The sequence below is a fragment of the Synechococcus sp. L2F genome (genome assembly GCF_024345695.1).
Lineage (GTDB): Bacteria > Cyanobacteriota > Cyanobacteriia > PCC-6307 > Cyanobiaceae > MW101C3.
Genome location: NZ_JAGQBP010000008.1, coordinates 19287 through 44943 on the forward strand (window position 1 = coordinate 19287; position 25657 = coordinate 44943).

The following is a 25657-nucleotide window of genomic DNA, read 5'->3' on the forward strand; positions in this document are numbered from 1 at the left end:
CCCTGCATCGTTCCATCTCCCCACCATGTCCGCCGCCCCTGCGCATCCGCACCAGGCCCTGAGGAAACGGCTCAGCGGCATGAACATCTACCTGATCGGGATGATGGGGGCGGGCAAGAGTTCCGTCGGCCGGCCCCTGGCCGAAGCGCTCGGCTACCGCTTCATCGACGCCGACCAGGTGATCGAGGCAGCGGCCGGACGCTCGATCGCCGCGATGTTCGAAACCGATGGAGAAGAAGGGTTCAGACAGCTGGAAACGCAGGTGCTCGGCAGCATCGCCAGCTGGCACTCGCTGGTGGTGGCCACCGGCGGTGGGGTGGTCACAAGGCCGGCCAACTGGGGACAGCTGCGGCAAGGCGTGGTGGTGTGGCTCGATGCCCCTGAAGGACTGCTGCTGGAGAGGCTCGCCGCCGATCCCACCCCCCGCCCGCTGATGCAGAGCCTGGATTCAGGCGCTCGGCTGCGGGAGTTGCTGCAGCAGCGCCGGCCGCTCTATGCCGAGGCCGATCTGCAGGTGCTGCAGGACGGCCGCGCGCCGCAGGCCGTGGCCGACCAGCTGCTGGCGGCCCTTCCCGCTGTGCTCAAGGAGCCGCCGCTGCCGCCAGAAGCACCTGAGGGTCCGTCAGATCCGGCCTCCTGAACCGGGGGACTCAGTCCGGGCGGCTGGGTGCCTCCAGCCGCACCGCGAACCATTGCACAGCCACGCCCGGCTCCACCTCCAGCTCGCAGGCGGTGTCGAGCAGGCGCTGGGCGCGGGCCGCATCACTGGGCAGGTGGGCGAGCTCGGCCGGTGGTGTGGCCATGGCGGCCAGGGTGGTCTCCAGCCAACGCAGCGTTTCAGCAGCCGTGAGACAGGTTTCCGCAACGTACGGCTCCAGCACCACGTAATGATCGAGTTCGCGCAGCAGGGGATCGGACATGGCAGCCGCACTGATGGGCCCCATCCTGGCGGTGCTGCTGGCGATCTGGCCCCCGGGTGCTGCCTTGGGGCTGGACGCGGGGACGGGTTTGAACCCTGCCGGGGGTGGAGTGCTGGCGGAACGGCTGGCCATGTGGCCCGACTGGAACCTGCCGGCGCCGTTGCCGCGCCCCGGCCGCCGCGACCTGGTGTACCCCGACGTCTTTGAAGGCACGTGGGAGGTGCGCAGCGAGGAGGTGGCGCCCGGCAGCACTGCTCCACTGACGTATCGGGTGCGCTTCGCGCGCAACCGGCGCGGCGAGCTGGTGGGGGATCGGGCCTTCAATGCCGCCCAGGTTGGCAAGGCGCTGCTGGGACCCCAGTTGCTGACCGTGGCCAACGACCCGGCCAACCCCAACCGGCAGCTCGCCACTCTGCGCGGCGATCTGTCACTGGAATCCACGGTGGTGGGGCGGCGGACCGAGGCGGCAGCTGGCGACCGTTTCATCGCCGATGAGCTGGCCCTGCAGGTGGTGCATAGCCCCGGCGGCACCCGGATCAGCCGGGTGGAAACCCTCACCCGCTACGAGCTGGCTGCGCTCATGCCAAAGCCAGCGCCCGCCAGGAAGGAGCTCAGCCCAGCGCCCAGCGGCACCGCGAGCAGCGCAGGGGGCGGCCAGCCTGACCGCTTACACGCGCTGCAGTGGCAGGCCACCTACCCCTCGCCGGAGGACGGGCTGGCGGCCGTGCCGCTCAGCACCCACCGCTTCAGCCTGGATCTGCAGCGGATTCCTACGACGCCGCTGCCGGCGTCTGAGGGTCAGGTGAGTTGACCGGTTCAGGCTGCCGCCCCACCTCGGCGTAGATGGCGTCACGCCAGCGGAACAGCCCTTCCAGCAGGGGATGGTCCGCCACACCGGCGACGCCGCGGCCCGCCAGTGGCGCACCGGCGCTGGCGGGAAACAGCAGCAACGACAACTGGGCCGCCACCGCCAGATCGGCCAGCGAGAGCTGATCGCCGATCAGGTAAGGGTGGCGGCTCACCAGCGCCGCCAGTTGCTCAAGGTTGGTCTGCAGTTGCTGGCGCTCCGAGCGGCCCATCACCTCGCCGACGCCGGCGAACAGATCCGTCGGCAGGGCACCCAGCAGGGAGCGCAGGGGAGCCGGGGTGGCGTCGGGCAACAGGGCGCCACGCACCACGCTGTCGGTGCCCATCGCCTGCAGCAGGGCCATGCGGCCTCCGGCCGCCAGCGCCGTATCGGCCCAGTCTTCGAGCAGCAGCACCTGGGCGCGGGCGCGGGGGTCCACCGGCAGCAGTGAGGGCGTGGGGTAGTGGGCCTCCAGATGCAGAGCGATCGCGGAGGAATCGGCAATCACCTCAGTGCCGTCCACCAGCACCGGCACCTGGCGCTGGCCAGAGAGGCGGAACAGGGCCAGCTGGCCGAAGCCCGGCGTGACCTCGACCACGGTGTAGTCCAGCCGTTTGGCGGCCAGAATCAGCCGCACCTTCTCGCAGAAGGCGGAATGTCTGAACTGGTGAAGTTCCAGCATCGGCGGCCCTGACCCGGTGGCGGCAGAGTAGCCATCGAAACGAGACCCGCGTGCAGATGGGTGCGTCGGCTTCGGCTTCAGCACCCCCCTGAGCCAGGCCCAGGCCCGCGCCTCACTGCCCCGCACCCCGCGCCCCCTGCTCCTCACCATCGTTCCAAGGCCTGCCCAATGAAAGAGTTCTTCCTCAACGTCACGCGCTACCCGCGTTATCTGATCGCCTTCAGCCTCGGGGTGTTCAACTCGGTGCTTGAACCGCTGGCCCGGCGGCGCAGCAACCCGGTCACCGCCGTGGCGCTGGTGGGGGCGCTGGTGAGTGGGCTGGTGAGCCTTTCGCTGGTGCTGCGTGCGATGGTTGGCTCAGCACCACTGGCTTAGCAATGGCACAGACCCGACGGGTCGAGCGGGTCGCAGCTCTGATCCGGCGTGAGATCAGCGAGCTGCTCGTGAACGGCATCAAGGACGAGCGGGTGTCGCTGGGCATGGTGAGCGTCACCAATGTGGACGTGGCCGGCGATCTTCAGCACTGCAAGATCTTCGTGAGCATCTACGGCAGCGACGCCGATCGCGAACAAGCCATGGAGGGCCTGCGCTCCGCCAGCGCCTACGTGAAAGGCGAGCTGGGCCGTCGCCTGAAGATGCGCCGCACGCCTGAGGTGGTGTTCCATCTCGACCGGGGCCTGGAGCGGGGCACCGCAGTGCTCGGTCTGCTCAATGAACTGGGACGCGAACGGGAGCGGCGGGGCGAGGTGCCCCCAGGCAGCGATCAGGAACCGATCAGCGGCGATGCGGTGTCCGGCGGCAGCGACGCCGACGACCGGGGTGACTGAGGCCCCTTCCCCCGGCCTGCGGGAGCAGGTCGCCCGCCTGCTGGTGGTGCGCGGCAGCGGCCATCTCAGCGACGGCCAGCGCCGCTATCCCCGCTGGGAGCTTCCCAACGGCGAGCTGCAGGACCTGCTTGCCGCCGGTGTGGGCGGCGTGATCCTGCTGGGCGGCAGCGCCGCGGAACTGCGCCTGCGCACCGAGCAGCTCAGCGGCTGGGCCCGCCATCCCCTCCTGCTCTGCGCCGATGTGGAAGAGGGGGTCGGGCAGCGGTTCGAGGGCGCCACCTGGCTGGTTCCTCCCCTGGCACTCGGTCGCCTGTTCGCCAGCGCCCCGGAGCAGGCGCTGCTGCTGGCTGGCCGCTATGGCCGCTGCACAGCCCGCCAGGCGCGCGCCCTGGGCCTGAACTGGCTGCTGGCCCCCGTCTGCGATGTCAACAACAATCGCGCCAATCCGGTGATCAACGTGCGGGCCTGGGGGGAGGATCCAGCCACGGCAGGAGCCCTGGCCGCCGCCTTTGTGGCGGCGGCGCAGGCGGAAGGAGTGCTCTGCTGTGCCAAGCACTTCCCCGGCCACGGCGACACCCTGGTGGATTCGCACCTGGCTCTGCCGGTGCTCCCCCACGACCGCCAGCGGTTGGAGGCGATCGAGCTGCCGCCCTTCCGCGCCGCCATCGCCGCCGGTGTGGGCGCGGTGATGACCGCGCACCTCCAGCTGAGCGACCTGGACCCCGAGCGTCCCGCCACCCTCTCGGCCCGGGTGCTGGAGGGCCTGCTGCGCGTGGATCTCGGCTTCGGTGGTCTGGTGGTGACCGACGCCCTGGTGATGGAGGCGATCGCGGCGCGCTGGGGAGCGGGGGAAGCGGCAGTGCTGGCCTTTGAAGCCGGAGCCGACCTGCTGCTCATGCCGGCCGATGCCCACACCGCGATCGATGCGCTGGTGGCAGCCCTCAGCAGTGGCCGGATCAGCCTGGCGCGACTCACGCAGAGCCTGCGCCGGCGTGACGCCGCACTGGCCCGCCTGCGCCCGCCGGCCTCAGCCGCTGACAACCCGATGGCAGCCAGGCCCCTGCTGCAGCTCGCCCACGCGGTGGCTCAACTGGAAACGGCAGAGGATCTGGAGCTCAGCCGAGAGCTGGTGCAGCTCAGCACCGGCAGCCAGGGGCCCAGCGGCCTGCCGCCGGGGCCCGGTGTCAACCTGATCCGGGTCGACAGCGCCCTGGCCAATCCCTTCCTGCCCGTACTGGCGCCGGCGCTGCAGCGCCCGCTGGGCAAGGGCTACGCGCCGGTGCTGATTGATGGCCGCGCCCCGAGTCCCTGGCGCGCCGACCCGGAAGCGCCGCTGGCGATCGAGCGGCTGCCCCAGGGGCCGGTGCTGCTCCAGCTGTTCGTGCGGGGCAATCCCTTCCGGGGCAGCGCAGGCGGCGAGGAAAACTGGGCCGCCGTGTTGCGGCAACTGCTGGCGGCCTCCCGCCTGGCAGGCCTGGCGGTCTACGGCAGCCCCTACCTCTGGGAAACTCTGCAGCCGCTGCTGCCGCCCGACCTCCCGGCCGGCTTGAGCCTGGCCCAGATACCCCTGGCCCAGGCCCAGCTGCTGGAGCAGTTGGGCCTGCCGCGAAGCGCCCTGGAGGGGGGCTTCACCGACTGAACCCGTAAGGGAGGGGCACTAGCCTCGCCCCCAGACCCGAGCCGCTCCCATGCTCAGCCTGTCGATGATCGTGCGGGACGAGGCCGAGCGGCTGGCGGCCTGCCTCGACTCGGTGGCGGGCTTCGTGCAGGAGATGGTGGTGGTGGACACCGGCTCCAGCGACGACACGGTGGCCATCGCCCGGCAGCAGGGGGCGACCGTGCATGCGCTGCCCTGGCCGGGCGACTTCGCCCCGGCGCGCAACGCGGCCCTGGAACTGGTGCAGGGCGACTGGGTGCTGGTGCTGGACGCCGATGAGCAGCTGCTGCCGGAAGCGCGGCCGGCCCTCAAGGCGCTGATGGCCCAGCCGGACGTGCTGCTGATCAACCTGCTGCGCTACGAGCGGGGCGCCCGGCAGTCGCCCTATTCGAACGTGAGCCGCCTGTTCCGCCGCCATCCAGGCATCCGCTGGAGCAAGGCGTATCACGCGATGGTCGACGACAGCGTGGCGGCGGTGCTGACGGCCGAACCCCACTGGCGCATCGCCGATTGCTCCCAGCCCTGCCTGGTGCATGACGGCTACCGCCCCGATCTGCTGCTGGCCGGCCGCAAGGCAGAGCGCCTGCGCCAGGCGATGGAGCAGGAGCTGATCGCGACGCCCAACGATCCCTATGCCAGCGCCAAACTGGGCGGCCTGGAGATCAGTGAAGGGAACCGGGAGCGGGGCCTCGCCCTGCTGGAGGCGGCCCTCGCCCACTGCCCCGCCTCGGCCCGCGTGGAGCGCTACGAGCTGCTGCTGCATCTGGGCATCGGCCACGCCAGCACCACACCGGCGCGGTCCGAGCAGCTCTACCAGGAGGCCCTGGCCCTCGGCCTCAACCCCCGCCTCAGCCTGGCGGCGCGGCTGAACCTTGCTGCCCTTCTGGTGCAACGCGGTGCGCTGGAGGAGGCCAACCGTCTCTGTGACGCGGCGGTGCGACTGTGTCCCGAGGTGGCGCTGGGTTGGTACAACCTTGGTCTGGTCCGCCGGCGCCAGGGAGACATCGCCGGTGCCCTGGAGGCCTACGAGGCGGCCCGCCAGCTCGCCCCTGACCACGCCGAAACCCACCAGAACCTGGCAGCCGCCCAGCTGCTGGGTGGCAACATCGAGGCGGCACGCGGCAGTTTCCGCACAGCCATCAGCCTGTTGCGCCAGCAGGGCCGCGCTGAAGAAGCCGACCGGCTGCGTCAGCAGGCCGGCGCCATCGTGAAGCTGGAGGGCTGAGCCGTGCCGGAGCCGCTGACACCGCCGCCCATGACGTCGCCGCCGCTGCAGCAGCGCTGCGTGGTCGTCACCCGCGCGGCCAGCCAGCTGGGTGAAGCACGCCGGTTGTTCGAGGCAGCCGGCGCCCGGGTGCTCGACCTGCCGGCGCTGGTGATCGGCCCACCAGACAGTTGGGGCCCCCTGGACGACGCCCTGGCCGAACTCGAAGACTTCCATTGGCTGGTGTTCTCCAGCGCCAACGGCGTGGAGGCGGTGGAGGCGCGGCTGGAGCGGATCGGCAGCAACCTGGCGGACCGGCCCCGGGGCGTGAAGATCGCCGCCGTGGGGGCCTCAACAGCCAGCCGGCTGGAACGGCTCGGTACCCCGGCCGATTTCGTGCCGCCGGCCTTCGTGGCCGACAGCCTGATCGAGCATTTCCCCGTTTCAGGCTGGGGCTTGCGGCTGCTGCTGCCAAGGGTGCAAAGCGGCGGCCGCACCATCCTGGGCGACGCCTTTGCCGCCGCCGGCGCCCGCGTGGTCGAGGTACCGGCCTACGAATCGCGCTGTCCGCAGGAACTGCCCCTGGCGACGGCAGCCGCCCTGCGGGCCGGCCAGGTGGATGCCCTCACGTTCAGCAGCGGCAAGACCGTCCAGCACACCTGCGCTCTGCTGCAGCACAGCTTCGGCGACGCGTGGCAGGAGGTTCTGGAGGGGGTCGCCCTGATCTCGATCGGTCCGCAGACCAGTGCCCGCTGCCTGGAGCTGCTGGGCCGGGTCGATGCGGAAGCTGACCCCCATGACCTTCAGGGGCTGGTGCGCGCCTGCGTGGCAGGGATCAGCGGACCGTTCAGGAGGGCCTGAGCGCTGCGCTGATCGTCTGCTTGCCCTGCCGCATGCGCAGGCTGCCGTTCTGGACATCGATGGAGGTGACAACCCAGCCGTTGGGAAGAAGGCGCGTGGAGCGACCGCCTTGGTCACCGACCACCACGGTGCCGCTCTGTTCAGAGCGCTGAACCAGGGCCTGGGGCACACCCGAAATGTCAATCACGCCGCTGAAGCGAAAATCATCGGGGAGGCGCAGGGGCGCCGGAGCGGCCGGCCGGGAGGGATCGCCGCCGGCAGCAGCGGCCGCTCCCGTGGGCCGGGGCCGGATCACCGGGGCGAAGGGATCAGCGCGATCGGCTGGAGCAGCCGCCAGCACCTGTTGCCTGCTGGGCAGGGGGGTGAGGCCGGCGAGTACGCCTGCTCCGGCCGTGGGAGCGGCCGCAGCACCAGGGGCGGCTGCGGCATCGGCGGGTTGGGCCGCTGGTGCCGGGGCGGGAGGCGGCGGAGGCGGCGCACTCGCCTCGGGGGCGCCGCCGCACCCCATCAGGCTGGAAAGCAGCAGCAGGGCTGCCGAAGCCAGGAACGTCTTTCCAGGCTTATTGGACAAACGGCAAGCCCCGAAGCAGGGACCGGAAGCGGAAAGCTGATCAGGACTGGCCATCGTTTCCACGCTCAACAAGATCCCTGAAGCGATCGAGATTGGCCTGCAATTCCTTGGTGACGATGCCGCCAAGGATGGAAGGCTCCATCAGTGGTGCGAGCACCCCAGGGAGTTCGTAGCTCACCGTCAGTCTGACGACAGTGAGCGAATCGCCCTGAGGATAAAAGCGAACGGCGCCTTTTGTGGGAAGCCCCCCCACCGATTCCCAGTGCAGTTGCTGGGCCTCGACACGCTGGGAGATGCGGGCCTTCCAGTGGAAGCGGAAGCCCTGGGCTGCCAGGGTCCAATCGGTGATGTCCGGATCGTCGAGGGTGACCACCGACTCGATCCAGCGCATCCAGCGGGGCATGGCCTCCAAATCACTCCACACCTCCCAGACCCGCTGCACCGGGGCCTTGATCTCCGTGGTGACGCTGTGCTCCAGCCAACGGCCCATGATCGTCAGGCCGCCGCGCCGATGGACGCCATCGCCACCGGCTGACCAAGAATCACCCCGGCTGCCAGGCGACCGCTCATGGTGGCCCCCTCCATCGAATCGATGTAATCCTGCTTGGTGTAGCTGCCGGCCAGGAAGAAGTTGCTCACCGGCGTGCGTTGCTCAGGCCTGAACGGTTCCATGCCAGGAGCCTCCCGGTAGAGCGATTGGGCCAGTTTGACCACATTGCTCCACAGCAGCGTGAGTTGGCTGGCGGACGGAAACAACTCCCGCACCTGGGCATCGACGGCCGCCACGATCGTCTCGTTGCTCTTGGCGATCCAGGGATCTCCCGGAGTGAGCACGCACTGCAGCAGGGAGCCCTGGCCTTCGCGGCGGTAGTCGGCAGGGCTGGCCAGGGCCAGATCGGCGAAGCAGCTGAAGTCGGCGTCTGCGGTGTAAAGCAGGTTGTTCAGCCCGCTGGGGTGCTGAAGATCGGAGCGGGCGGCAGTCTGGGCTTCGCCGTCCCCCAGTTCGGTCACCCAGCCGTCGTAGCGCAGCTGCACGGTGGCCACCGGCACGGCCTCCAGCCTGTAGATGTTGTCGAACTGCTCGTAGCGGCGCCAGGCGCTGGGCAGCAGTTTCTGGATGCCCGGCACATCGCAGGCGGCCAGGTAGGCATCGGCTTCCACGTGGATCTCTCCCTCGGGCGTGCCCAACCGCAGACCCGTGACCTGCGGCGCCGCCGTGGCAGGGCTGTTCTGCCCCTCAGCGTTGGCTCCGTCGCTGGTGCAGAGCTCCAGCACCCGGTGACGCAGGTGGAGCCTGGCGCCGCGGGCAACGATGTAGTCGAGGATCGGCTGATGCAGCCAACGGTGCGGCGAGCCCTTCAGCAGGTTGAGCTTGGAGGCCTCGGTGCGGGTGGCGAACATCAGAAAGATGGTGAGCATGCACCGGGCCGAGATCGAGGCGCAGTCGATGAAACCGAGCGCGTAGGCGATCGGATCCCACATCCGCTCGATGCTCTTCGGGCTGCCGCCATGGCCGACGAACCAGTCGCGGAAGCTCATGCGATCCAGTGCCCGGATCACCCCCATGGCACCGTCGGGATCCACCAGGCCCCGCACGATCGGGCTGGTGCCCAGGGCCAGGGCGTTGCGCAGCTTGTCGATCCAGTCGAGCTGGGGTGTGGTGAAGAAGGCCTTGAGGCCGTTGAAGGGAGCCCCTACGGGGAAACGGAAATCGAGCGCGCGGAGGTCGCCGCCCTTGTTGACGAACAGATGGGTGTGCTCCTTGGGCAGCAGGTTCTCGAAGGCCCCCACCTTGCGCATCAAGGCGAAGAGGTTGGCGTAGTTGAAGAAGAACACGTGCAGCCCCATCTCGATGTGGTTGCCACCCGCGTCTTCCCAGCTGCCCACCTTGCCGCCCACGAAAGCCCGCGCCTCGTAGAGGTCCACCTGATGGCCGGCGTCGCAGAGATCCACTGCAGCCGCCAGACCGGCCAGACCCGAACCCACGATGGCGACCCGCACCCTTGACCTCCCGTACCCGGCGACTCTATGGAGCCGGAGTGGGCGGCGGCGTTCGGATGGCCGCTCCCGCCAGGGCTGCGGCGGCCCGGGCGTCAGCGGGACGTGGCTTCGAAAACCGGCCACCCTCCATAGAGTGATCGCACGACGTTTCCCTTTCCCCCAGGCTCCGCCCATGACCAGCTCCACCCCAGCGGCCCCAGCCGCTCCCCTCACCCACACCGGCCGCGATGGCAAGGGGATCCTGATCACCGCCCCGGCCATGCTGCAGCTGGCCACGTTGATGCGGCAACAGGGTGAGGAGAAGCTGCTGCGGGTGGGCGTGCGCTCCGGTGGCTGCAGCGGCATGAGCTACACCATGGATTTCATCGAAGCCGCCGGCATCCGCGCCGACGATGAGGTGTATACCTACGAACCCAATGGAGCCCCCAGCTTCCGCGTGGTGTGTGATCCAAAGAGCCTTCTGTACATCTATGGCATGCAGCTGGATTTCAGCTCCGCTCTGATCGGTGGTGGCTTCAACTTCACGAACCCCAACGCCAGCCAGACCTGTGGCTGCGGCAGCTCCTTCGCGGTCTGAGCCAGCGGCTTGATGGCACGGCCTGACCCCAGCACTCTGAACCGACCTCCGGCACCACGACCTGCAGGCCTCCTGCGGAGCTGAGCCACTGCTCCATGCCGTGGGAATCTGAGGGGCTCTACCTCGCCGCAGTGTCCACGATGGCCACGGACGCTTCCACCGAATCCGCCTTCGAGCAGGCCATCCGCCGCTATCAGGAAGGTGCCGAGCCCGCCGAGCTGATCCCCGAGTTCCAGGCGATCACGGCCGCCGCCCCACGGCTGGCCGCAGGCTGGACCTGCCTGGCCTGGCTGCAGCTGCTCGACGATCAGCCCGTGGCGGCGCTGCGGTCGGCGCGTACGGCCGTGAAGCTCAATCCGCAGGATCCTCAGTCGCGCGTGAACCTTTCGGTGGCCATGCTCGAAACCGGCGCCAAAGGCGTGCGCGAGCACATCGACATGGTGCTCAGGGTCACGGCGGTGGCTCCGGAGCTGGGTGAGGAGCTGCAGGAATCGATCGCCGATGGCCTGCACCGTCGGCCCGGTTGGACCTCGCTGGAGAAAGTCAACGCCTGGCTGAAGGGGTGATCGGGACGGTGCCGGCCCCAGCCATGGTCCCGAAACGCGTCCTGCTGATCAGCAATGGGCATGGGGAAGATCTCAGCGGCAGCCTGATCGGCCAGGAACTGGTGGCGCACGGGGCCGAAGTGGCGGCGCTGCCCCTGGTGGGCCACGGGAACGCTTACCGGCAGGCGGGGATACAGGTGCTGGGCCGCACCCGCACCTACAGCACCGGCGGGCTGGGCTACACAAGCCTGGCGGGCCGCCTCACGGAATTGCTGCAGGGGCAGGTGAGCTACGTGCTCAGGCGCCTTGCCCTTTTCCTCTGCCAGGCGCGGCACTTCGATCTGGTCGTGGTGATCGGCGATGTGCTGCCGGTGGTGGCGGCCTGGCTGAGCTGCCGGCCGGTGGTCACCTATCTGGTGGCCTACTCCAGCCATTACGAAGGGCGTCTGCGCCTGCCTTGGCCCTGCGGCTGGTGCTTGCGCAGCGGCCGCTTCCAGCGGGTGTACAGCCGCGATAGCCTCACCGCCACTGACCTCACGGCCCAGCTGGGCCGCCCGGTGCACTTCCTCGGCAACCCCTTCCTGGACCGGGCGCGGGAGCCAGCGCCCCCGCTGCAGCCGTTGGAGCCGCACAGCAGCTCCGGGGCCAGGCTGCTGGGGCTTCTACCTGGAAGCCGGCTGCCGGAAGCGCTGCGCAATCTGGAGCTCATGCTGAAAGTGCTGATGCGGCTGCCGCCGTCCTGGCAGCAACAGCAGCGGCTGGAGCTGGTGGCGGCGCTGGTGAAGGATCTTCACCGGGAGCTGGTGGGCCGCTGCGCCGCCCCGCTGGGGTGGACCCTGCAGGGCGATCGGCTGGAACGGGGCCCGCTCGTGCTGCACCTGGTATGGGGAGGCTTCGCGGCGGTGGTTCAGCAGAGCGATCTGCTGCTCTCGATGACAGGCACGGCAGCCGAACAGGCCGTGGGTCTGGGCAAACCGGTGCTGCAGCTGGTGGGCCACGGACCGCAATTCACGGTCAGCTTCGCCGAGGCGCAACGCCGGCTGCTGGGCTCGTCCCTGGCCTGCAGCGATGGCGAGCCCGGTTCGGAAGACAGCCTGGCCGGCACGGCGGAACTGGCCACCGGCCTGCTCACCGCTCTTGCGGATCCAGCCTTTTCAGAACGCTGTCGCCGCAATGGCCACGAGCGCATCGGGGGTCCCGGGGGCGCTGCCAGGATGGCCCGAGAGATCCATGCGGTGTTAAGCGATGTCTGAGCCGCAATCCCTGAGCGTTCGCCTGAAGGGCTGGCTCGACAGCCTCCTGGTGGCCAATGTGTTTCTGGTGATCGCCGGAGCAGTGTGGTTCGGCCTGGCGATCGCCCTGCACAGCCGCAGCGTCGACGCCCCCCTGAAGCTGTTTCAGCTGCTGTGGGAGCCCCTGTTCACCCCGGCGATCGGGCTGCTGATGGCGGCGGCCGTGCTCAGCGGGATCCTGGGCTGGTGGCAGCGGCGAGCGCAGCGGCAACATCCGGATACTGGAAGCTGAATCCCTGCTGCTGCAGGCGTTCGGGCACCACATGCTGGCCCTCCAGCACCACCTTGGCGCCATCGCCGAGCATGAGCTGCAGAACCGGGGCGGGCACCGGCAGCAGGCTCGGGCGACCCAGCACGTCCCCGAGGCTGGTGGCGAACGACTGCATGGTCACCGGCGTGGGCGCCACGGCGTTGTAAGCCCCCACATAGGCCGGGTCCACCAGGGCGGCGGCGATCAACCGGCAGAGGTCGGTGCGCTCGATCCAGCTCATCCATTGGCGGCCCGAACCCACGGGCCCCCCGAAGCCGGTGCGGAACACCGGCAGCATCTTGCCGAGGGCGCCGCCGCCAGCGCCGAGCACGATGCCGATGCGCAACTTCACCACGCGGATGCCCACTGCGGCTCGATCAGCCGCTGCCTCCCACTGGGCGCAGAGCTGGCCGAGGAAATCAGCCGCCGGTGGTGAGGCTTCGGTGAAACTACCGCTCGGGCTGGTGCCGTAGTAGCCCACGGCTGAACCGTTCACCAGCACTCGGGGCGGGGTGCCCAGATGGCCCATGGCCTCAACCAGCTCTGTGGTGGTCACCAGCCTGCTGTCGAGCAGGCGCTGGAGGTGTTGCGGGGTCCAGCGGTGGTCGGCGATCGGCTCACCGGCCAGGTTCACCACCCCTTCGGCAGCCGCCAGAGCCTCGAGCACTTCGGGGCGCCTCCAGGTGGCCGGCTCGGCAGGATCCCCCTGCAGCCGGGCCACATCCGGAGGCCCTAGGCCACTGGCGCTGGCGCTGGCGCTGGCCGGCTGACGGCTGAGCAGCGTGCAGCTGTGCCCTTCCCGCTGCAGCAGGGGCACCAGTTCACGACCGATGAAGCCGGTACATCCGAGCAGAAACAGCCGCACAGCAGGGAGGACGCACGTTGATCAACGGTAGGGCTGGCACCGGTGGCAAAGGCGACCGAAGAGGGGCACTAACCTGCGCGCATCGATCACTGTCGTGATGGCTGACACTGCACCCGCACCGACGAAGCCCGCACCGATCAAGAAAGGCAGCCTGGTCAAGGTGAGCGCGGCGCGCTATGCCAGCAGCCTGGAAGCGGCGGCCAGCGATCCCCAGCCACCGGCCTACCTGTTCGAGGGTCCCGGCGAAGTGCTCGCCGTGAAAGGCGATTACGCCCAACTGCGCTGGCGCCTGCCTGTTCCCGACGTATGGCTGCGGCTCGATCAGCTCGAAGCCTGCTGAACCGTTTCAGAGATCCAGCCGGTTCAGAGATCCAGCCGGCGCCGCTCCTCCTTCATGAGGGAGCGGCGTTGCTTGGCCTCCCGTAGCATCTCGCGACCGTCGTGGAGGTAGCTGTCCACGTAGCCGAGCGTGTAGCGCTCCAGTTCCGCCAAGGCATCTTCCACCTGGCTCAGGCAGTGGTAGAGGCTGAGGCCAAAACCCTTGGCCGCCGACGGGCAGGCCATGGACCTGTAGAGCATCTGTACTCTGTCGAGCTTGGCCTTGCTTTGCTCCAGGAAGGCGCAGAACGCCTCCATCAGCACGTCGTCGTAGGGATCGGCCGCGAGGGCGCGCAGCTCACCCGGGAAGGCCAGGATCACCTGCCCCAGCAGACGATCGATCGGCGCATACACCCGTTGCAGCCACACCAGCAACTCCCCGTCACGGGCCGCACCCCTGCTGCCTGCGGCTGGGGTCTGCACACGCGCACCTCGCGCTGGCGGCGGCCCTCCATCCCCGAGGGCCGGGCTGTGGGTGCTGTCGTAAAGCCGGCGACGCTCATGGTCTCCCAGCACCTCCCAGGCGGCATTGAGCGCCACGATCGTGGCCGCATCGCCTCCCGCATCGGGATGGTGCTGCTTCACCAACTGGCGATAAGCCGCCTTGATCTCCGCCGCGCTGGCCTGAACGCCAACGCCGAGCACGGCATAAGGGTTTGCGGAGGTGGGGGAAGCGGCCATCCAACAGCCCGGTAGCGGAGCCATCATCTCCACGCCGAGGGCGGAAACGCGAAAAAAGGCCCCCCGTTTCCGGGAGGCCGTGAGGTGGTGTGTGAGGGCAGGTTGAACCGAGTGCCGGTCTTCAGAAACGGAAGGTGGTCTGCACGAGGCCGCCGAACACGTTGAAGTTCTGGTCGGCGCCGGTTTGCTGGCCGAGCGGGCGGCTGAGGTAGAAGATCGCCGGGGTGACGGAGATGTTGTCGGTCACCTGGAACTTGTACCACCATTCCCAGACGAAGTTGCCGTCGTTCGGGGTGGTTTCCAGGCCCGAGGTCGTGCCGGACTTCAGCTGGGTGGCGAACACCGGCTGACCCACCGCCATACCGGCGGCGTTGCCCTTGGCGAACACATCAGACCATTCCAGGCCGACGAACCAGCTTTGCGACTCGCTCACGAAGGGGGTAGCGAACTCAACGCCGCTGGCTTGGGTCTCGTTGCCGGAGAGGCTGTTGAGACCCCAACCAATGCTGATGGAGGGGATGAAACCGCTCTTCTTGGGCTGCCAATAGGCGTTGACTGCCACGCTGTTGGAATCACCGTTGGCCAGGAACCAGCTGTTGGAAGCGGCGAAGTTGGTGCCGCGACGGAAGTTGGTGGCCTGTTGGCCGTAGCGGTAAGCCGCTGAGATGTTCCACTGTGGGGTGGTGTAGTTCAGCTGGGCGAGGAAGTTGCCGCGGGCGCAATCGGTGCCGATACCACCTTCATCGCTGGAGCAGCTGAAGGGGTTGCCATCGAACGAAGTGCCCGAATCACCCTGCTGCGCCACATAGCTGGCGCCGGCGCTGAAGCGACCTTTGCCCTTGGGAACGTTCTGCCGCCAGGTGATAGCAGCAGCAGCGCCAGTGGCCTTGTTGTAGACGCCGGGAGCACCGTGAAGGGTGAAGAGATCAAGGATCTTGTCGCCCTTGCCGTACACCGACGGGGTGACCGCCAGCATTTCGGTGTTCCGGGCCTTGGGACCAACGGTGATCGCTACGTCGCGACCAACAGGGAAGCGATACCAGAGACGGTCGATGCCGACCACATCGGAGCAGTTCCGGTTGCCGGTGCAGCTCGTCTGACCAAAGCCGTTGCTGGCGATGTCCAGAGCGGTGAGGTTGAGACCGTTGCCATTAAAGGCGTTGTTGAAGTTGCCGGAGCGCAGGCGGGTATAGAGCTGATCTTTGCCCGTGAAGCTGGTGATTAAGTTCAGGCGAACGTCATAGTTGAACGAGGTAGCACCGAAGCGAGCGTTGTAGTTCTCGCTGTCATTTCCACTGGTGATTGAGGATGTCCTGAAGCGCCCACTCGTGCTGTTGCCACCGGCGTTGACAGCACCCAGCACGAAGGTGGCCTGACCCTGGAGCTTGGTGGTGGTGGAGAACTGGGTAGCTTCCAGCTCACCCACTTTGGCTTCGAGGCCATCCACCCGGCCCTTGAGAACGGCCAGTTCGGCTTCGAATTCCTTGAGCAGGCGGCGCAGCTCGTCGGTCACCTCGGTGATGCGATCGAGGCAGGCATTGAGCAGAGCGGCGGCTTCCCAGCGGCTGAGGGCCTGCTTGCCGCGGAAGGTGCCGTCGGGATAGCCAGCGACGCAGCCGTAGCGCTCGATCAGGTTCGAGAGCGCCTGATAGGCCCACTCGGTGGGCTGAACATCAGAAAACTGATTGATGCTGGTGACCTGTTCCTTGACATTGGCATAGCGATTGACGCCATCCATGTTCAGCTCTGAGGCCGAAGCTGCCACGGGGGCGAGCAGGCCAAGAGCGGCAGGAGCCAGCAACAAGTGCTGAATGCGATTCATGAGAGTCCTCACACCAATTGAGGGGATGCTTCTGTAGTGAAGCCTGCAAATTGTATGAACTGACAACGCGTATAGCCTGGCTTGAGCTACCCGAGCATGTATTCCAGGCGACATTCCATGCCTCCCCTGAAGTGGGGCCCAGCCTGGAATCCAGCCAACAAAAAGCCCCACCAGATGGCGGGGCGAAAGAACTGAATGCTTCGTCAAGGTTCACTTGAATCGACGTAGTCGCCTGAGCAATGTGTGAGGGGCTCAGAGGAGACGATTCAAGTGAAGGAAGGCAGAATCAGAACTTGAAGGTGGTCTTGACGATACCGCCGAAGTTGCTGAACGATTCGTTGTTGAACTTCTGATCTTGACCGAGAGGAGCGCTCAGGTAGTAGATCGCAGGAGTCACGCTGATGTTATCGGTGACCTGGAACTTGTACCACCACTCCCAGGCATAGTTGCCGTCATTGGGTGACAGGGTGTCGTTGTCGCCCGACTTCGTGAGGAAGGTGGGCTGACCGACGGCCATACCGAGGGAGTTGCCCTTGATGAACACATCGCTCCACTGAAGACCGACGTACCAAGACTGGGTCTGAGCACCGTCGATCACACTCTCGAGAGAACCGGCGGAAGCAGAGTCAGCGCTGTGGCCGTTGATGCCCCAACCGGCGCTGATCGAAGGGATCCAGCCGGAGTTGGAGGGCTGCCAGTAACCGCTGATGCCCACCGAGCTCACCGAGGTGGAGAGCCCGAAGCCGGTGACGGCCAGAGGGGTGCCATTGCCGCTGTAGAGGCCAGCCTGACCACCCTCAGGGGTGGTGTAGACGTAGGCCACAGCCAGGCCCCAGTTGGGCTGGGTGTAAGCAATCTGGGCAGTACCCGTTTGGGCTGCGCCAGAGGTGCCGATGCCACCTTCGCTCGGGTTGCCCACGTCACCGTTGGCAGAGACGTAGTTGGCGCTGATGGTCCAGCCACCGCTCTTCCACCACAGACCGGCACCTGCACCCAGGTTCAGGCTGTAAGCGCCAGGAGCACCGGCGTAGGTGAAGATGTCGAGGACGGTGTCAGCGGGGTACACGCTGGGCCAGACGGCCAGCATGTCGTCCTGACGGACACGGCCACCAACGGTGGCGGTGAAGCCGGTGCCGATGGGGAATTGATAGAAGAGGCGGTTGATCGCGACCACGTCGCCGCAATCAGCGCCGGAGCCGCAGTTCTCCTCGAAGGCAGCTTCAAGAGCGTTCAGGCCAACGACCGGACCGCCGGCCCAGGGGCCGTCAGCAAAGTTGCCGGCGCGCAGGCGGGTGCGCAGCAGGTCCTTGCCGGTGAAGCTGGTATCGAAGTTGAGCTGGATGTCGTAGTTGAAGGCCGTGGCGCCTTGCAGAGCGCGGGCTGCGTCCACAAGACCGTCGCTGGAGCCGCTGTAGGAGTTGGCGCCGACCACGAAGGTGGCCTTACCGTTCAGCTTGGTGGTGGTGGAGAACTGGCTGGCTTCCAGCTCGCCGACTTTGGCTTCGAGGCCATCAACCCGGCCCTTGAGCACGGCCAGTTCAGCTTCGAATTCCTTGAGCAGGCGGCGCAGCTCGTCGGTCACCTCGGTGATGCGGTCGAGGCAGGCGTTGAGCAGAGCAGCGGCTTCCCAGCGGCTGAGGGCTTTCTTGCCGCGGAAGGTGCCGTCGGGATAGCCAGCGACGCAGCCGTAGCGCTCGATCAGGTTCGAGAGCGCCTGGTAGGCCCACTCAGTGGGCTGAACGTCGGAGAACTGGTTGATGCTGGTGACTTGCTCCTCAGAGGCGTACTGGTTGACGCCGTCGAGGTTGAGCTCTGCAGCAGACACGGCCATCGGGGAGAGAAGCCCCAGAGCGGCAGGTGCCAGCAGCAGTTGCTGGAAGAGTTTCATTGTGTCCTCACACAAAAGGGGGCGCAATGCGCCGACCACATCTTCACGGCAGTTCAAGCAGCCACCAGGCCGGATGTGACAGAAATGACAATGGACAGTGAGCGCCATGGCTTGCCAGGCCGCCATCGGGCGAGCACCGGCCGGTCCAGAGTGAGGGGCCCGGCCCGCAGACCCTGGCTTTCCGTTCTTCTCGCCCCTGGCTGTGGTGGCTGGGTCTGGGCGTGATCTGGCTGGCGGGCACCTTCGCCGACCGGCTCTGGTTGCAGCTCGACCAGCGGCTGCCTGCCTGGGATCAGGCCGAATACCTCAACAGCGCCGTGGACCATGGCCGCGCCTTGGGACTGCTGGCCGGCGGCGGCTGGCAGGGGTGGAGCGCCCTGCTCGATCTCTCCCCGAAGATTCCCCCGCTGGCCAGCCTGGTCAATGGCAGCGTGATGGCCTTCAGCGGCGACAGCCCCGATCAGGCCAGCTGGGCGCTTGCTATCTGGCAGCTGCTGTTGCTGGCGGTGGTGGCCTGCTGGGGCCGGCAGCTGGGCGGGCCGCGCTTCGGCCTGCTGGCCGCCGCGCTCGTGTGCCTGGCGCCGGCCCTGGCAGCGCTGCGGGTGGATTTCACCCTCGACCTTCCACTCACCGCCACCGCCATGCTTGCCCTCTGGCGGCTGGGGTGCTGGTACGCCCCCGCCCCGAGGGGCGGACGCTGGAGCCAGGCGCTGGTGGCGGCAGCGGCGGTGGCCACCGCGGTGATGGTGAAGCAGAGCGCCCTGCTGGTGCTGCTGCTGCCATGCCTGTGGGCGGCGGGCACCGGGCTGGGCCAGCCGCAGCGCCGCCTGCAGACCCTGGCCGCCCTGGCCCTGGTGCTGACCGTGGCCCTGCCCTGGCTGAAGCACAACTGGATCACCACCCTCGGCGGGACCAACCGGGCGGTGATCGAATCGGGCGCCGCCGAAGGGGATCCATCGCCCCTGAGCCTGGCCAGCCTCTTCTGGTATCCAAGGCTCTTCCCGGCCCAGCTCGGTGCGCCGATGCTCGCTGTCGGTGCAGCCGGAGGGGCACTGGCCCTTTGGCAGCGCAGACGCCCTGCTGATGCTGCTGCTGAGCCGCCCGATCAGGACTCAGGGCCGCCTACGGAATCCGGTGGCACGGGCTCCGGCTGGGGGTGGCTGCTGGGTTGCGCCCTCGCCGGCTGGTTGGTCACCAGCCTCAGCCCGAACAAGGATCCGCGTTACATCGCGCCGGTGCTGCCGCTGCTGGTGCTGCTGCTGGCACGGGGTTGGTGGGTGCTGCTGCAGGCGGCCCGTGCCCGCTTCGGACCCTGGCTGGGGGCCGTGCTGCTGGGGGTAGGCCTGCTGGGAACGGGTGCCACAACCGCCTCAGAGCGTGTCGGCGAGCTGGAGCGGCGCGCGGAGTCCCCGGTGCCTGAGGCGATCGAGGCGGTGCGTCAACGCGTGGGCACAGCTCCCACCACCGTGCTGGTGATCCCCAGCACCGCTGAGGTCAACCAGCACAACGTGAGCACCTTCGGACGCCTGGGGGGCGGGCAGATCCTCGGGCGGGAAAGCGGGAAACAGAAACGGGAGCATGCCCTGGTGCTGCAGCAGGCCCAGTGGCTACTGCTGGCCAGCGGCGACCAGGGCACCAAGCGCAAGGAATCCAGGCAGCTGAGCCGCAGCGTGCGCAGCGATGGCCGCTTCGAGCGCGTGGGCAGCTGGCCGTGGACCAAGGGCCGCCAGCTCGAACTCTGGCAACGTCGCGCCGCTGCGCCCGCGGCCGTGCCGTTCGATCGCCGCTTCATCACACTTGCCCGCGGCCTGGAGCAGGGCCCGGCCGGCCTGGGTGCCGTGTTCGACGCGATCGGACCGGAACACCAGCTGGACGGGCATTTCCTTTACCAAGCACGTGTGCGCCGCTGGGCGGAGGCCCGCCTCAGCGCCAACCCCAACGACCGCGAGGCGCTCTGGGCACTGGCGCTGCTGGACGTGCTGCTCAACCGGCCCGCCGCGGCGGAAGGCTGGTTCAAACAGCTGGAGGCGGTGGAACCGGCCAACCCGTGGCCGAGCGCCTACCGCTCCGTGGTGCTGCTGGCCGATTGGCGCCCCTGGCAGGCGGCGGCGGTGGCCGAGGCGGCGCGCCTGCGCCACGACGAACCGGTGCTGGACGGGCTGATCCATGTGGCCGGCGTCCTCGGCGGCGATCTGCGCCGCCTCCCTGGCACCCGCGCCGCCGTCGAGGCGGCGATCGCCTCGGTGGAGGCGCGCATCGAGGCCGGCGCCAAAGAGGGCCGGTAGCCTCCTGCCCACGCCTGAACTCTGCTGATGGCCCCTGCGGCGCCAGCTTCCCCTTCCAAGCCCGGCGCGGCCCTGCCGTTGTGGTTGCCACTGCTGGTGGGGGCCGGGTTGCGGCTGATCCAGATCCAGGCCCCGGTCCTCGGGATCCACAGCTGGAGGCAGGCAGACACGGCGGCGATGGCTCGAAACTTCGCCGAGCAGGGCATGAACCTGCTCACACCCCAGATCGACTGGGGCGGCGCCGGCAGCGGCGTGGTGGAAGCGGAATTTCCCTTATATCCCTACAGCGTTGCCCTGCTCTACCGCCTGTTCGGGGTGCAGGAATGGCTGGCGCGGGGCCTCTCCGTGCTCTGCAGCCTGCTCACGATCGTGCTGGTGGTGCGGATCGGCCGCCAGCTGCTGGGGGAGCGGGCCGGCTGGTGGGGCGGACTGTTCTATGCGGTGTTGCCGATTTCGGTGTTCTACGGGCGCACGGTGCAGCCGGAGGCGACGCTGATGCTGCTGGCGGCTCTGGCCCTGGAGCGCTTTCTGGCCTGGCTGCGCACCGGCAGGCTGGCAGCCCTGGGAATCTCCTGGCTGGGCTTCACCGCCGCCTGTCTGATCAAAGTTCTGCCGTTCGTGTGGCTGGGCCTGCCGTTGCTATGGCTATGGGGCCAGGCCCACCAGTGGAGGATCCTCCGGCGATCAGGCAGCTGGGTGTTTGCCCTGTCGGCGGTGGTGGTGACGGCGGCCTGGTACTGGCATGCCCACAAACTGGGGCAGGCCAGCGGCCTCAGCTTCGGCTTCTGGGGCGGCGAGGCCAACCGTTACAGCTGGGCCGACCTTTTCGCGCCTGGCTACTGGCTCGGCCTTGGCCTGAGGGTGGCCGTGCGCAACCTGGCGGTGCTGGGGGTGCCGTTGCTGGTGCTCGGCCTGCTGCCGCGCGGGAATGGCGACGCCGCTGCCAATCGAGGCGCCGCTGCCCCCCCCGACGCCCTGCCGGGGCCACAGGCGCACGTGCTGCCGGTGGGGCTGGTGGCCGTGCTGCTGGCCGGAGCTCTGGCACCTGAATCCAGCGGCGTGCATGAGTATTACCAACTGCCGCTGATGCTGTTCGCCTGCCCACTGATGGGCCTGGGCTGGGTGCGGCTGCGGCGCCAGGCCGGTGTCTGGGGGCGGCAGGGGGCCTGGGCACTGCTCACGCTGCTGGTCGTGGTGAGCCTCACGGTGCTGGCTGTGGATTACTGGAGTCGGGAGCGGGTGGCCGGATCCCCGGTGTGGGAGCTGGCGCAGCAGATCCAGGCGCGCACACCGCCCGGGGCCAGAGTCGTGGTGATGAGCGGTTCCGACCCCACTGTTCTTTATCTCGCCAACCGCAAGGGATGGCTGGTTAGTCCCAAGCGGCTGATGCGGCGTGATGCGGCAGCCTGGCGAGCCAACGGCGCCGATGCCCTGGCCGGCAGTTATGCGGTGATCGAAAGCTATGCGCCCTTCCCCGAAGGCGAGGCCAAAACGCGCTTGAAACGCTGGGTCTGCGACCAGCCACCGGGCTGCCAGAGCGGGCCCGGTTTCGTGATTCCGCTGGCTCCCGGGGCCGAGCGGCCGGCAGGCTGAGCCCCATGACCGTCCTGCACCCCCAGACCCCGCCCCGCGCCATTCCCTGGCGGGGCCTGCTGCTGCTCTGGCTGGCCGCCGTGGTGCTGGCTGTCGTGGGTCTCGGCAACCTGCCCCTGCGCGACTGGGATGAGGGGATCGTGGCGCGGGTGTCGCTGGAGATCGCCAACAGGGGGCTGCCGGAAGGCTGGCTGCCCACGATCTGGGGCAGCCCCTACCTCAACAAGCCGCCCGGGCTGCATGTGCTGATCGCCGCCGCCATCGGCCTCTGGCGCCAGCTCAGCCAGGCGCCGGCGGAGGCGCTACCGCCGGAATGGGTGGTGCGGCTGGTGCCGGCACTGCTTTCCTCCCTGGTGGTGCCGGTGGGGGGCCTGGTGCAGCTTCAGCTGCGGCCGGGCGACAACCGTGCCGCACTGGCGACCGCGGCGATCCTGCTCACCCTGCTGCCGGTGGCGCGCCACGGGCGGCTGGCGATGCTGGACGGCGCGCAGCTCACCGCCATGGGGCTGCTCTGGTGGGCACTGTTGCGCAGCCGTTCCGGCCGCACTGGAGCGGGTTGGCGCTGCGGGCTGGTCGCCGGCCTGGCGGGCAGTGCACTGCTGATGTTGAAGGCCCCGATCCTGTTGCCGGTGCTGGCCGCCGGCCTGGCCGCCCTGGTGCTCGATCCGGAGCGGCCGCGCCGTTCGCTGGCGCCGCTGCTGGCGGCCCTTGGCGTGGGCCTGCTGCCCGGGCTGGCCTGGCACGGCTGGCATGCGCTCATGCGCGGCAGCGATGCGCTCTGGCTCTGGGGCGGCGACGGCGTGACGCGGGTGCTGCTGGATGCGGGCGAAGGCAGCCAGCTGGGCTGGCGGGTGCCGGTGATCGAGGTGCTGGAAGGTGGCTGGCCCTGGCTGCCGCTCTGGCCCCTGGCGGTGGTGATCGCCTGGCGGCAGCGCCACCGCAGCTGGGGGCGCTGGTGCCTGGTGCTGCAGCTGGTGATCGCCGGGTCGATCCTGCCGCTGCGCACCCAGCTCCCCTGGTACAGCCACCCGCTCTGGCTGCCGTTCGCCCTGATCTGCGGGCCGCTGCTGGCGCAGATGCTGCAGGCTCGGCAGACCCGTCCGCCTCTCCAGCTCGTTCCAATCCTGTGGTCCTGGCTGGGTGGCGGCCTGATCCTGCTGGCCCTGGCAGCCGCAACAGCCCGGACCGGACTGCCGAGTGGGACCAGTCTTCTTGTTCTGCCGGCGGGCGTAGGGCTGCTTGGGGGGGGGCTGCTGCTGCTGCGCCCGGCCGAACGGCAGCGCCGCCGCGGCCTGGTCCTGCTGCTCGCGGGCTGGTGCCTCTCCCTGCTGCTGCTCTTCCATAGTTCCCTCTGGAACTGGGAATTGAACGAACATGACGACGTTCGCCCCGTGGCCAGCCTGGTCAGGGGTGCGGCGACCGAGCCGGACCATCGCCCGATGCCGATCTACATGGCCGGACAATCCGGGCGACGTCCAAGCCTGAGCTGGTATGCCCAACGGCCAATCGAACGGTTGCCGTCCCGGGCAAGCCCCGGTTCTCCGAGCCCGTTCCTGTTCATTGAGAAAGCCTCCGCCCCCCCTCCGCCCATGCTTCTCCAGCCCGGCGTCCGCTGCCGCCTGAGTGGGCTGGGCGAGCAGGACTGGCGCCTCTGGCGCTGCACACTCGCGTCTCAATCCGATGACCCTCGCCCCTGAACGACGCTCCTGGAGCCGCGCGGTTCTGACTGCCGCCGTGCTGTTTGCCGTGGTTGGCCTGGCCCTGCAGGCATGGCGCCTCCAGGTTCTCGCCGCTTCCTACGACCAGGGCATCTTTCTGCAGGTGCTCTGGAACAGCCTGCGGGGCCACCCCTTCGAGAGCACCCTCTCCTCCCAGCTTTCCGCCAGCGTGGTCCACGACGGCCAGTTGCCCAGCCTGGGCTATCACCGCCTGGGGCAGCACTTCACCCCGGTGCTGCTGCTCTGGGCTCCCTTGGTGGGTCTGCTGGGAGCGGCAGCCTTGCCCCTGGTTCAGGTGGGGCTGATGACGGCGGCAGGTCTGGCGCTGCATCGGTTTGCCCTCGAGATCCTGGGGAGCAACAACGATCGGCTGGCCGCTCTGCTGGCCTGCTCCTTTTTCGGAGCCAATGCCGTACTCGGCCCCACCTGGGGCAACTTCACGGATCTCTGCCAGTTGCCCCTGGCCTTTTTTCTGCTGATCTGGGGATTGCGCCGACGGAGCTGGTGGCTGGTGGCGCTCTGCACCCTGCTGATTCCGTTGATCCGGGAGGACACCGGCGTGCTGCTGGTGGGGGTGAGTCTGTGGATGCTGCTGCGACGACGCAGGGAAGAGTGGCCTTTGGCGCTCCTGATTGGTGGGGTGGGGGTCAGCTGGGTCCTGATCGTCACCAATGTGTTGATGCCTCTGTTCAGCGAAGACAATTCACGCCGGTTCATGGTGGAGAACTTCGGCCACTTTCTCGGTGACCAGGATCGCGCCAGCAGCCTGGAGGTGGCGGGAAGGATCCTTTCAACGCCGATGGCGCTGATCATGGAACTGTTCAGCGAACCTGGGCACACGCTTCGCTACCTGCTCGCCCAGAGTCTGCCGCTGCTGTTCATCCCCTTGATCTCCCTGGACAGCTGGCTGCTGATGGGGTTGCCATTTCTAGGGTTGCTGCTGGCGGACGGGAAGCCACCACCACTGGCCATCAATGTGCGCTACGCGCTGCTGGTGGTCCCGGGCTTGTTTGCAGGGGCCGTGCTCTGGTGGGAGCACCATCAGGACACCTTCCGTCGACCGAAGTTTCATGCCGTTTGGATCGGGGCAATCGGGCTGTCGATCCTGCTGACGATCAGCAGCAACCCCAATCGCAGCCTCTCGTTCGTCATTCCCGACAGCGTGCAGCCCTGGATTTACTCCAACCCAGCCCAGCTCTGGGCCCATGGCCAGGCCGCCCGGCGCGTTCTCCAGCAGATCCCCCCAACGGCAACCGTTTCAGCCACCACCCCGCTGGTTCCTTTGCTTGCTGAGCGGGAGGTGCTGGTGCGTTTTCCCCGCAGTTGGCGCTATCTCGACAGGCAAGGAAAGCCCCAGGAGGTTGACTGGATTGCTGCAGATCTTGAGATGCTCAACAGGAATCTCAGGGTGTCTGATGGTGATCGCAAAGAGCTGGTGCGCATCCTTGAAATGATCCCCGATCTTTCGCCCGGCTATGGGGTTGTCGATGTTGATGGGGGCATCGTGTTAATGGCCAGAGGCGCAGTGGATCATGCCGATGCCCAGGAGCGCCTTGCTCGCCTGGTGGGATCATTGAAGCTGGAGCGGGAATCCAAAAAGTGACTTCCCTGGAACAAAGAACCCGATCGAAAATGAAAAGTCTTTCCCCATAGAAAGGCTGCTCTTCAATCAATACCCTGTCTCCAGAATGAACGATGCCCCCATTCAGCCGATTGCTGAATGGGGGCATCGCCGGGTCCGCTCTGGCGCGGAACCGAATGAACTCAGATCAAGCTGCCTGGCATCAGACGGCGTTCTCCGCGATCAACAGACCCTTGCACATGGAACTTTGGCTCACAAGCACCTCCTCCCTTGGGGGATAACGCCAGCCGGTGACGCCTTCGGAGCGAAACAAGGGAGAAAACCCCGAAGCCTCGCCCCACGGCACTGCTGACACAACCCATTGATCTTAGAAGAAAACCTGAGAGATCGGCAACAGTTGGGGACCCAACAAAAAAGGCGCCCCGAAGGGCGCCAAATTTGAATTGATCCTCTGGAACTGTCTGATTGACTTAGGGCTCAGAGGGCGTTACCACGGGGCAGAACCTCTTCAGGGAAGACGAAGTTTTCATGCGGCTGGTCAGCCGGTGCCATCCAGGCACGCAGACCTTCATTCAGAAGAATGTTCTTCGTGTAGAAGGTTTCGAATTCAG

General features: G+C 67.8%; 25 protein-coding genes and 1 pseudogene. 16 read left to right on the top strand and 10 right to left on the bottom strand.

Going from position 1 to position 25657, the window contains the following annotated elements:
• The first annotated feature begins 25 nt into the window (after positions 1–25).
• The gene (locus KBZ19_RS14630; protein ID WP_255101451.1) at positions 26–640 is read left to right on the top strand and encodes a shikimate kinase; all 615 of its coding nucleotides are present in this window, start codon (positions 26–28) and stop codon (positions 638–640) included.
• A gap of 10 nt (positions 641–650) precedes the next feature.
• Here KBZ19_RS14630 and KBZ19_RS14635 read toward each other — a convergent pair whose 3' ends face one another.
• Positions 651–920, bottom strand: a complete 270-nt coding sequence (locus tag KBZ19_RS14635; protein WP_255101452.1) for a chlororespiratory reduction protein 7 — start codon at positions 918–920, stop codon at positions 651–653.
• Between KBZ19_RS14635 and KBZ19_RS14640 the strand changes: the two genes are divergently transcribed.
• Entirely contained in the window at positions 919–1731 is an 813-nt protein-coding gene (locus KBZ19_RS14640) for a DUF6816 family protein (RefSeq protein ID WP_255101453.1), read from the top strand. The genes KBZ19_RS14635 and KBZ19_RS14640 overlap by 2 nt on opposite strands.
• Here KBZ19_RS14640 and KBZ19_RS14645 read toward each other — a convergent pair.
• Positions 1691–2449 (bottom strand): glutathione S-transferase family protein, encoded by a 759-nt coding sequence (locus tag KBZ19_RS14645; RefSeq protein ID WP_094514803.1) that lies wholly within the window; start codon positions 2447–2449, stop codon positions 1691–1693. The two genes, KBZ19_RS14640 and KBZ19_RS14645, sit on opposite strands and share 41 nt — an antisense overlap.
• A 168-nt stretch (positions 2450–2617) precedes the next feature.
• Here KBZ19_RS14645 and KBZ19_RS14650 point away from each other — a divergent pair, with 168 nt between their 5' ends.
• From KBZ19_RS14650 to KBZ19_RS14670, 5 genes are read left to right on the top strand one after another with little or no spacing between them, the layout of a single operon-like run.
• Positions 2618–2824: a DUF751 family protein gene (locus KBZ19_RS14650; protein WP_094514805.1), complete on the top strand. Its 207-nt coding sequence runs from the start codon at positions 2618–2620 to the stop codon at positions 2822–2824.
• 2 nt (positions 2825–2826) lie between these two features.
• Positions 2827–3276, top strand: coding sequence for a 30S ribosome-binding factor RbfA (gene rbfA, locus KBZ19_RS14655; protein WP_255101456.1), 450 nt, complete (start codon positions 2827–2829; stop codon positions 3274–3276).
• Positions 3233–4915, top strand: a complete 1683-nt coding sequence (locus tag KBZ19_RS14660; protein ID WP_399220415.1) for a glycoside hydrolase family 3 N-terminal domain-containing protein — start codon at positions 3233–3235, stop codon at positions 4913–4915. Before rbfA ends, KBZ19_RS14660 begins: the two co-directional genes overlap by 44 nt.
• A 49-nt stretch (positions 4916–4964) precedes the next feature.
• Complete coding sequence (locus KBZ19_RS14665) at positions 4965–6158, top strand: glycosyltransferase (protein ID WP_094514811.1); 1194 nt, start codon at positions 4965–4967, stop codon at positions 6156–6158.
• A 30-nt stretch (positions 6159–6188) separates the two neighbouring features.
• Complete coding sequence (locus KBZ19_RS14670; protein WP_094514813.1) at positions 6189–6998, top strand: uroporphyrinogen-III synthase; 810 nt, start codon at positions 6189–6191, stop codon at positions 6996–6998.
• On the opposite strand, the gene KBZ19_RS14675 is transcribed toward KBZ19_RS14670, so the two are convergent.
• Genes KBZ19_RS14675 through zds form a run of 3 tightly spaced genes read right to left on the bottom strand, consistent with a single transcriptional unit; the run spans position 6985 to position 9570 of the window.
• Entirely contained in the window at positions 6985–7569 is a 585-nt protein-coding gene (locus tag KBZ19_RS14675) for a hypothetical protein (RefSeq protein WP_255101459.1), read from the bottom strand. The genes KBZ19_RS14670 and KBZ19_RS14675 overlap by 14 nt on opposite strands.
• Before the next feature lie 40 nt (positions 7570–7609).
• Entirely contained in the window at positions 7610–8059 is a 450-nt protein-coding gene (locus tag KBZ19_RS14680) for an SRPBCC family protein (RefSeq protein ID WP_255101460.1), read from the bottom strand.
• 5 nt (positions 8060–8064) lie between these two features.
• Complete coding sequence (gene zds, locus KBZ19_RS14685) at positions 8065–9570, bottom strand: 9,9'-di-cis-zeta-carotene desaturase (RefSeq protein WP_094514819.1); 1506 nt, start codon at positions 9568–9570, stop codon at positions 8065–8067.
• Between the two features lie 172 nt (positions 9571–9742).
• On the opposite strand from zds, the gene KBZ19_RS14690 reads away from it, so the two are divergent.
• From KBZ19_RS14690 to KBZ19_RS14705, 4 genes are all read left to right on the top strand, one after another.
• Positions 9743–10147: an iron-sulfur cluster assembly accessory protein gene (locus tag KBZ19_RS14690; RefSeq protein ID WP_255101462.1), complete on the top strand. Its 405-nt coding sequence runs from the start codon at positions 9743–9745 to the stop codon at positions 10145–10147.
• A gap of 140 nt (positions 10148–10287) precedes the next feature.
• On the top strand, positions 10288–10713 hold the full coding sequence (locus tag KBZ19_RS14695) for a hypothetical protein (protein ID WP_399220423.1): 426 nt from the start codon (positions 10288–10290) through the stop codon (positions 10711–10713).
• 23 nt (positions 10714–10736) lie between these two features.
• Entirely contained in the window at positions 10737–11945 is a 1209-nt protein-coding gene (locus KBZ19_RS14700) for a lipid-A-disaccharide synthase-related protein (protein WP_255101464.1), read from the top strand.
• Positions 11938–12216: a hypothetical protein gene (locus tag KBZ19_RS14705; RefSeq protein WP_255101465.1), complete on the top strand. Its 279-nt coding sequence runs from the start codon at positions 11938–11940 to the stop codon at positions 12214–12216. Before KBZ19_RS14700 ends, KBZ19_RS14705 begins: the two co-directional genes overlap by 8 nt.
• Here the strand turns inward: KBZ19_RS14705 and KBZ19_RS14710 are convergent.
• On the bottom strand, positions 12152–13099 hold the full coding sequence (locus KBZ19_RS14710) for a TIGR01777 family oxidoreductase (RefSeq protein WP_255101466.1): 948 nt from the start codon (positions 13097–13099) through the stop codon (positions 12152–12154). The genes KBZ19_RS14705 and KBZ19_RS14710 overlap by 65 nt on opposite strands.
• A gap of 97 nt (positions 13100–13196) precedes the next feature.
• Here KBZ19_RS14710 and ndhO point away from each other — a divergent pair, with 97 nt between their 5' ends.
• Positions 13197–13439, top strand: coding sequence for an NAD(P)H-quinone oxidoreductase subunit O (gene ndhO / locus KBZ19_RS14715; protein WP_094514834.1), 243 nt, complete (start codon positions 13197–13199; stop codon positions 13437–13439).
• Between the two features lie 23 nt (positions 13440–13462).
• Here the strand turns inward: ndhO and KBZ19_RS14720 are convergent, their stop codons facing one another.
• The 3 genes from KBZ19_RS14720 to KBZ19_RS14730 all read right to left on the bottom strand — a co-directional run bounded on the left by KBZ19_RS14720 (position 13463) and on the right by KBZ19_RS14730 (position 17868).
• Positions 13463–14158, bottom strand: coding sequence for a J domain-containing protein (locus tag KBZ19_RS14720; RefSeq protein WP_094514838.1), 696 nt, complete (start codon positions 14156–14158; stop codon positions 13463–13465).
• Between the two features lie 121 nt (positions 14159–14279).
• Positions 14280–15980, bottom strand: coding sequence for an iron uptake porin (locus KBZ19_RS14725; protein ID WP_255101467.1), 1701 nt, complete (start codon positions 15978–15980; stop codon positions 14280–14282).
• A gap of 286 nt (positions 15981–16266) precedes the next feature.
• Positions 16267–17868 (bottom strand): iron uptake porin, encoded by a 1602-nt coding sequence (locus KBZ19_RS14730; protein ID WP_255101468.1) that lies wholly within the window; start codon positions 17866–17868, stop codon positions 16267–16269.
• Positions 17869–18089: 221 nt separating this feature from the next.
• Here KBZ19_RS14730 and KBZ19_RS14735 point away from each other — a divergent pair, with 221 nt between their 5' ends.
• The 4 genes from KBZ19_RS14735 to KBZ19_RS14750 are packed head-to-tail and all read left to right on the top strand — an operon-like array spanning position 18090 to position 25067.
• Positions 18090–20153 (top strand): glycosyltransferase family 39 protein, encoded by a 2064-nt coding sequence (locus KBZ19_RS14735; RefSeq protein ID WP_255101469.1) that lies wholly within the window; start codon positions 18090–18092, stop codon positions 20151–20153.
• Positions 20154–20180: 27 nt separating this feature from the next.
• Positions 20181–21746, top strand: coding sequence for a glycosyltransferase family 39 protein (locus KBZ19_RS14740; RefSeq protein WP_255101470.1), 1566 nt, complete (start codon positions 20181–20183; stop codon positions 21744–21746).
• Between the two features lie 5 nt (positions 21747–21751).
• Positions 21752–23443 (top strand): glycosyltransferase family 39 protein, encoded by a 1692-nt coding sequence (locus KBZ19_RS14745; RefSeq protein ID WP_255101475.1) that lies wholly within the window; start codon positions 21752–21754, stop codon positions 23441–23443.
• A complete protein-coding gene (locus tag KBZ19_RS14750; RefSeq protein ID WP_255101476.1) occupies positions 23427–25067 on the top strand; it encodes a DUF2079 domain-containing protein in 1641 nt (546 codons plus the stop codon). The genes KBZ19_RS14745 and KBZ19_RS14750 overlap by 17 nt, the downstream gene beginning before the upstream one ends.
• Before the next feature lie 456 nt (positions 25068–25523).
• On the opposite strand, the pseudogene KBZ19_RS14755 reads toward KBZ19_RS14750, so the two are convergent.
• A pseudogene (locus KBZ19_RS14755) lies at positions 25524–25657 on the bottom strand (photosystem II D2 protein (photosystem q(a) protein)); the annotation flags it as partial.

Coding starts and splice junctions, on each gene's coding strand:
- KBZ19_RS14740 (WP_255101470.1), top strand. CDS start 20,181: ATGGCCCCTGCGGCGCCAGCTTCCCCTTCCAAGCCCGGCGCGGCCCTG.
- KBZ19_RS14665 (WP_094514811.1), top strand. CDS start 4,965: ATGCTCAGCCTGTCGATGATCGTGCGGGACGAGGCCGAGCGGCTGGCG.
- KBZ19_RS14690 (WP_255101462.1), top strand. CDS start 9,743: ATGACCAGCTCCACCCCAGCGGCCCCAGCCGCTCCCCTCACCCACACC.
- KBZ19_RS14650 (WP_094514805.1), top strand. CDS start 2,618: ATGAAAGAGTTCTTCCTCAACGTCACGCGCTACCCGCGTTATCTGATC.
- KBZ19_RS14645 (WP_094514803.1), bottom strand. CDS start 2,449: ATGCTGGAACTTCACCAGTTCAGACATTCCGCCTTCTGCGAGAAGGTG.
- KBZ19_RS14660 (WP_399220415.1), top strand. CDS start 3,233: ATGCGGTGTCCGGCGGCAGCGACGCCGACGACCGGGGTGACTGAGGCC.
- KBZ19_RS14750 (WP_255101476.1), top strand. CDS start 23,427: ATGACCCTCGCCCCTGAACGACGCTCCTGGAGCCGCGCGGTTCTGACT.
- KBZ19_RS14680 (WP_255101460.1), bottom strand. CDS start 8,059: ATGGGCCGTTGGCTGGAGCACAGCGTCACCACGGAGATCAAGGCCCCG.
- rbfA (WP_255101456.1), top strand. CDS start 2,827: ATGGCACAGACCCGACGGGTCGAGCGGGTCGCAGCTCTGATCCGGCGT.
- KBZ19_RS14670 (WP_094514813.1), top strand. CDS start 6,189: ATGACGTCGCCGCCGCTGCAGCAGCGCTGCGTGGTCGTCACCCGCGCG.
- KBZ19_RS14635 (WP_255101452.1), bottom strand. CDS start 920: ATGTCCGATCCCCTGCTGCGCGAACTCGATCATTACGTGGTGCTGGAG.
- KBZ19_RS14745 (WP_255101475.1), top strand. CDS start 21,752: ATGACCGTCCTGCACCCCCAGACCCCGCCCCGCGCCATTCCCTGGCGG.
- KBZ19_RS14725 (WP_255101467.1), bottom strand. CDS start 15,980: ATGAATCGCATTCAGCACTTGTTGCTGGCTCCTGCCGCTCTTGGCCTG.
- KBZ19_RS14640 (WP_255101453.1), top strand. CDS start 919: ATGGCAGCCGCACTGATGGGCCCCATCCTGGCGGTGCTGCTGGCGATC.
- KBZ19_RS14730 (WP_255101468.1), bottom strand. CDS start 17,868: ATGAAACTCTTCCAGCAACTGCTGCTGGCACCTGCCGCTCTGGGGCTT.
- KBZ19_RS14700 (WP_255101464.1), top strand. CDS start 10,737: ATGGTCCCGAAACGCGTCCTGCTGATCAGCAATGGGCATGGGGAAGAT.
- ndhO (WP_094514834.1), top strand. CDS start 13,197: ATGGCTGACACTGCACCCGCACCGACGAAGCCCGCACCGATCAAGAAA.
- KBZ19_RS14705 (WP_255101465.1), top strand. CDS start 11,938: ATGTCTGAGCCGCAATCCCTGAGCGTTCGCCTGAAGGGCTGGCTCGAC.
- KBZ19_RS14630 (WP_255101451.1), top strand. CDS start 26: ATGTCCGCCGCCCCTGCGCATCCGCACCAGGCCCTGAGGAAACGGCTC.
- KBZ19_RS14720 (WP_094514838.1), bottom strand. CDS start 14,158: ATGGCCGCTTCCCCCACCTCCGCAAACCCTTATGCCGTGCTCGGCGTT.
- KBZ19_RS14695 (WP_399220423.1), top strand. CDS start 10,288: ATGGCCACGGACGCTTCCACCGAATCCGCCTTCGAGCAGGCCATCCGC.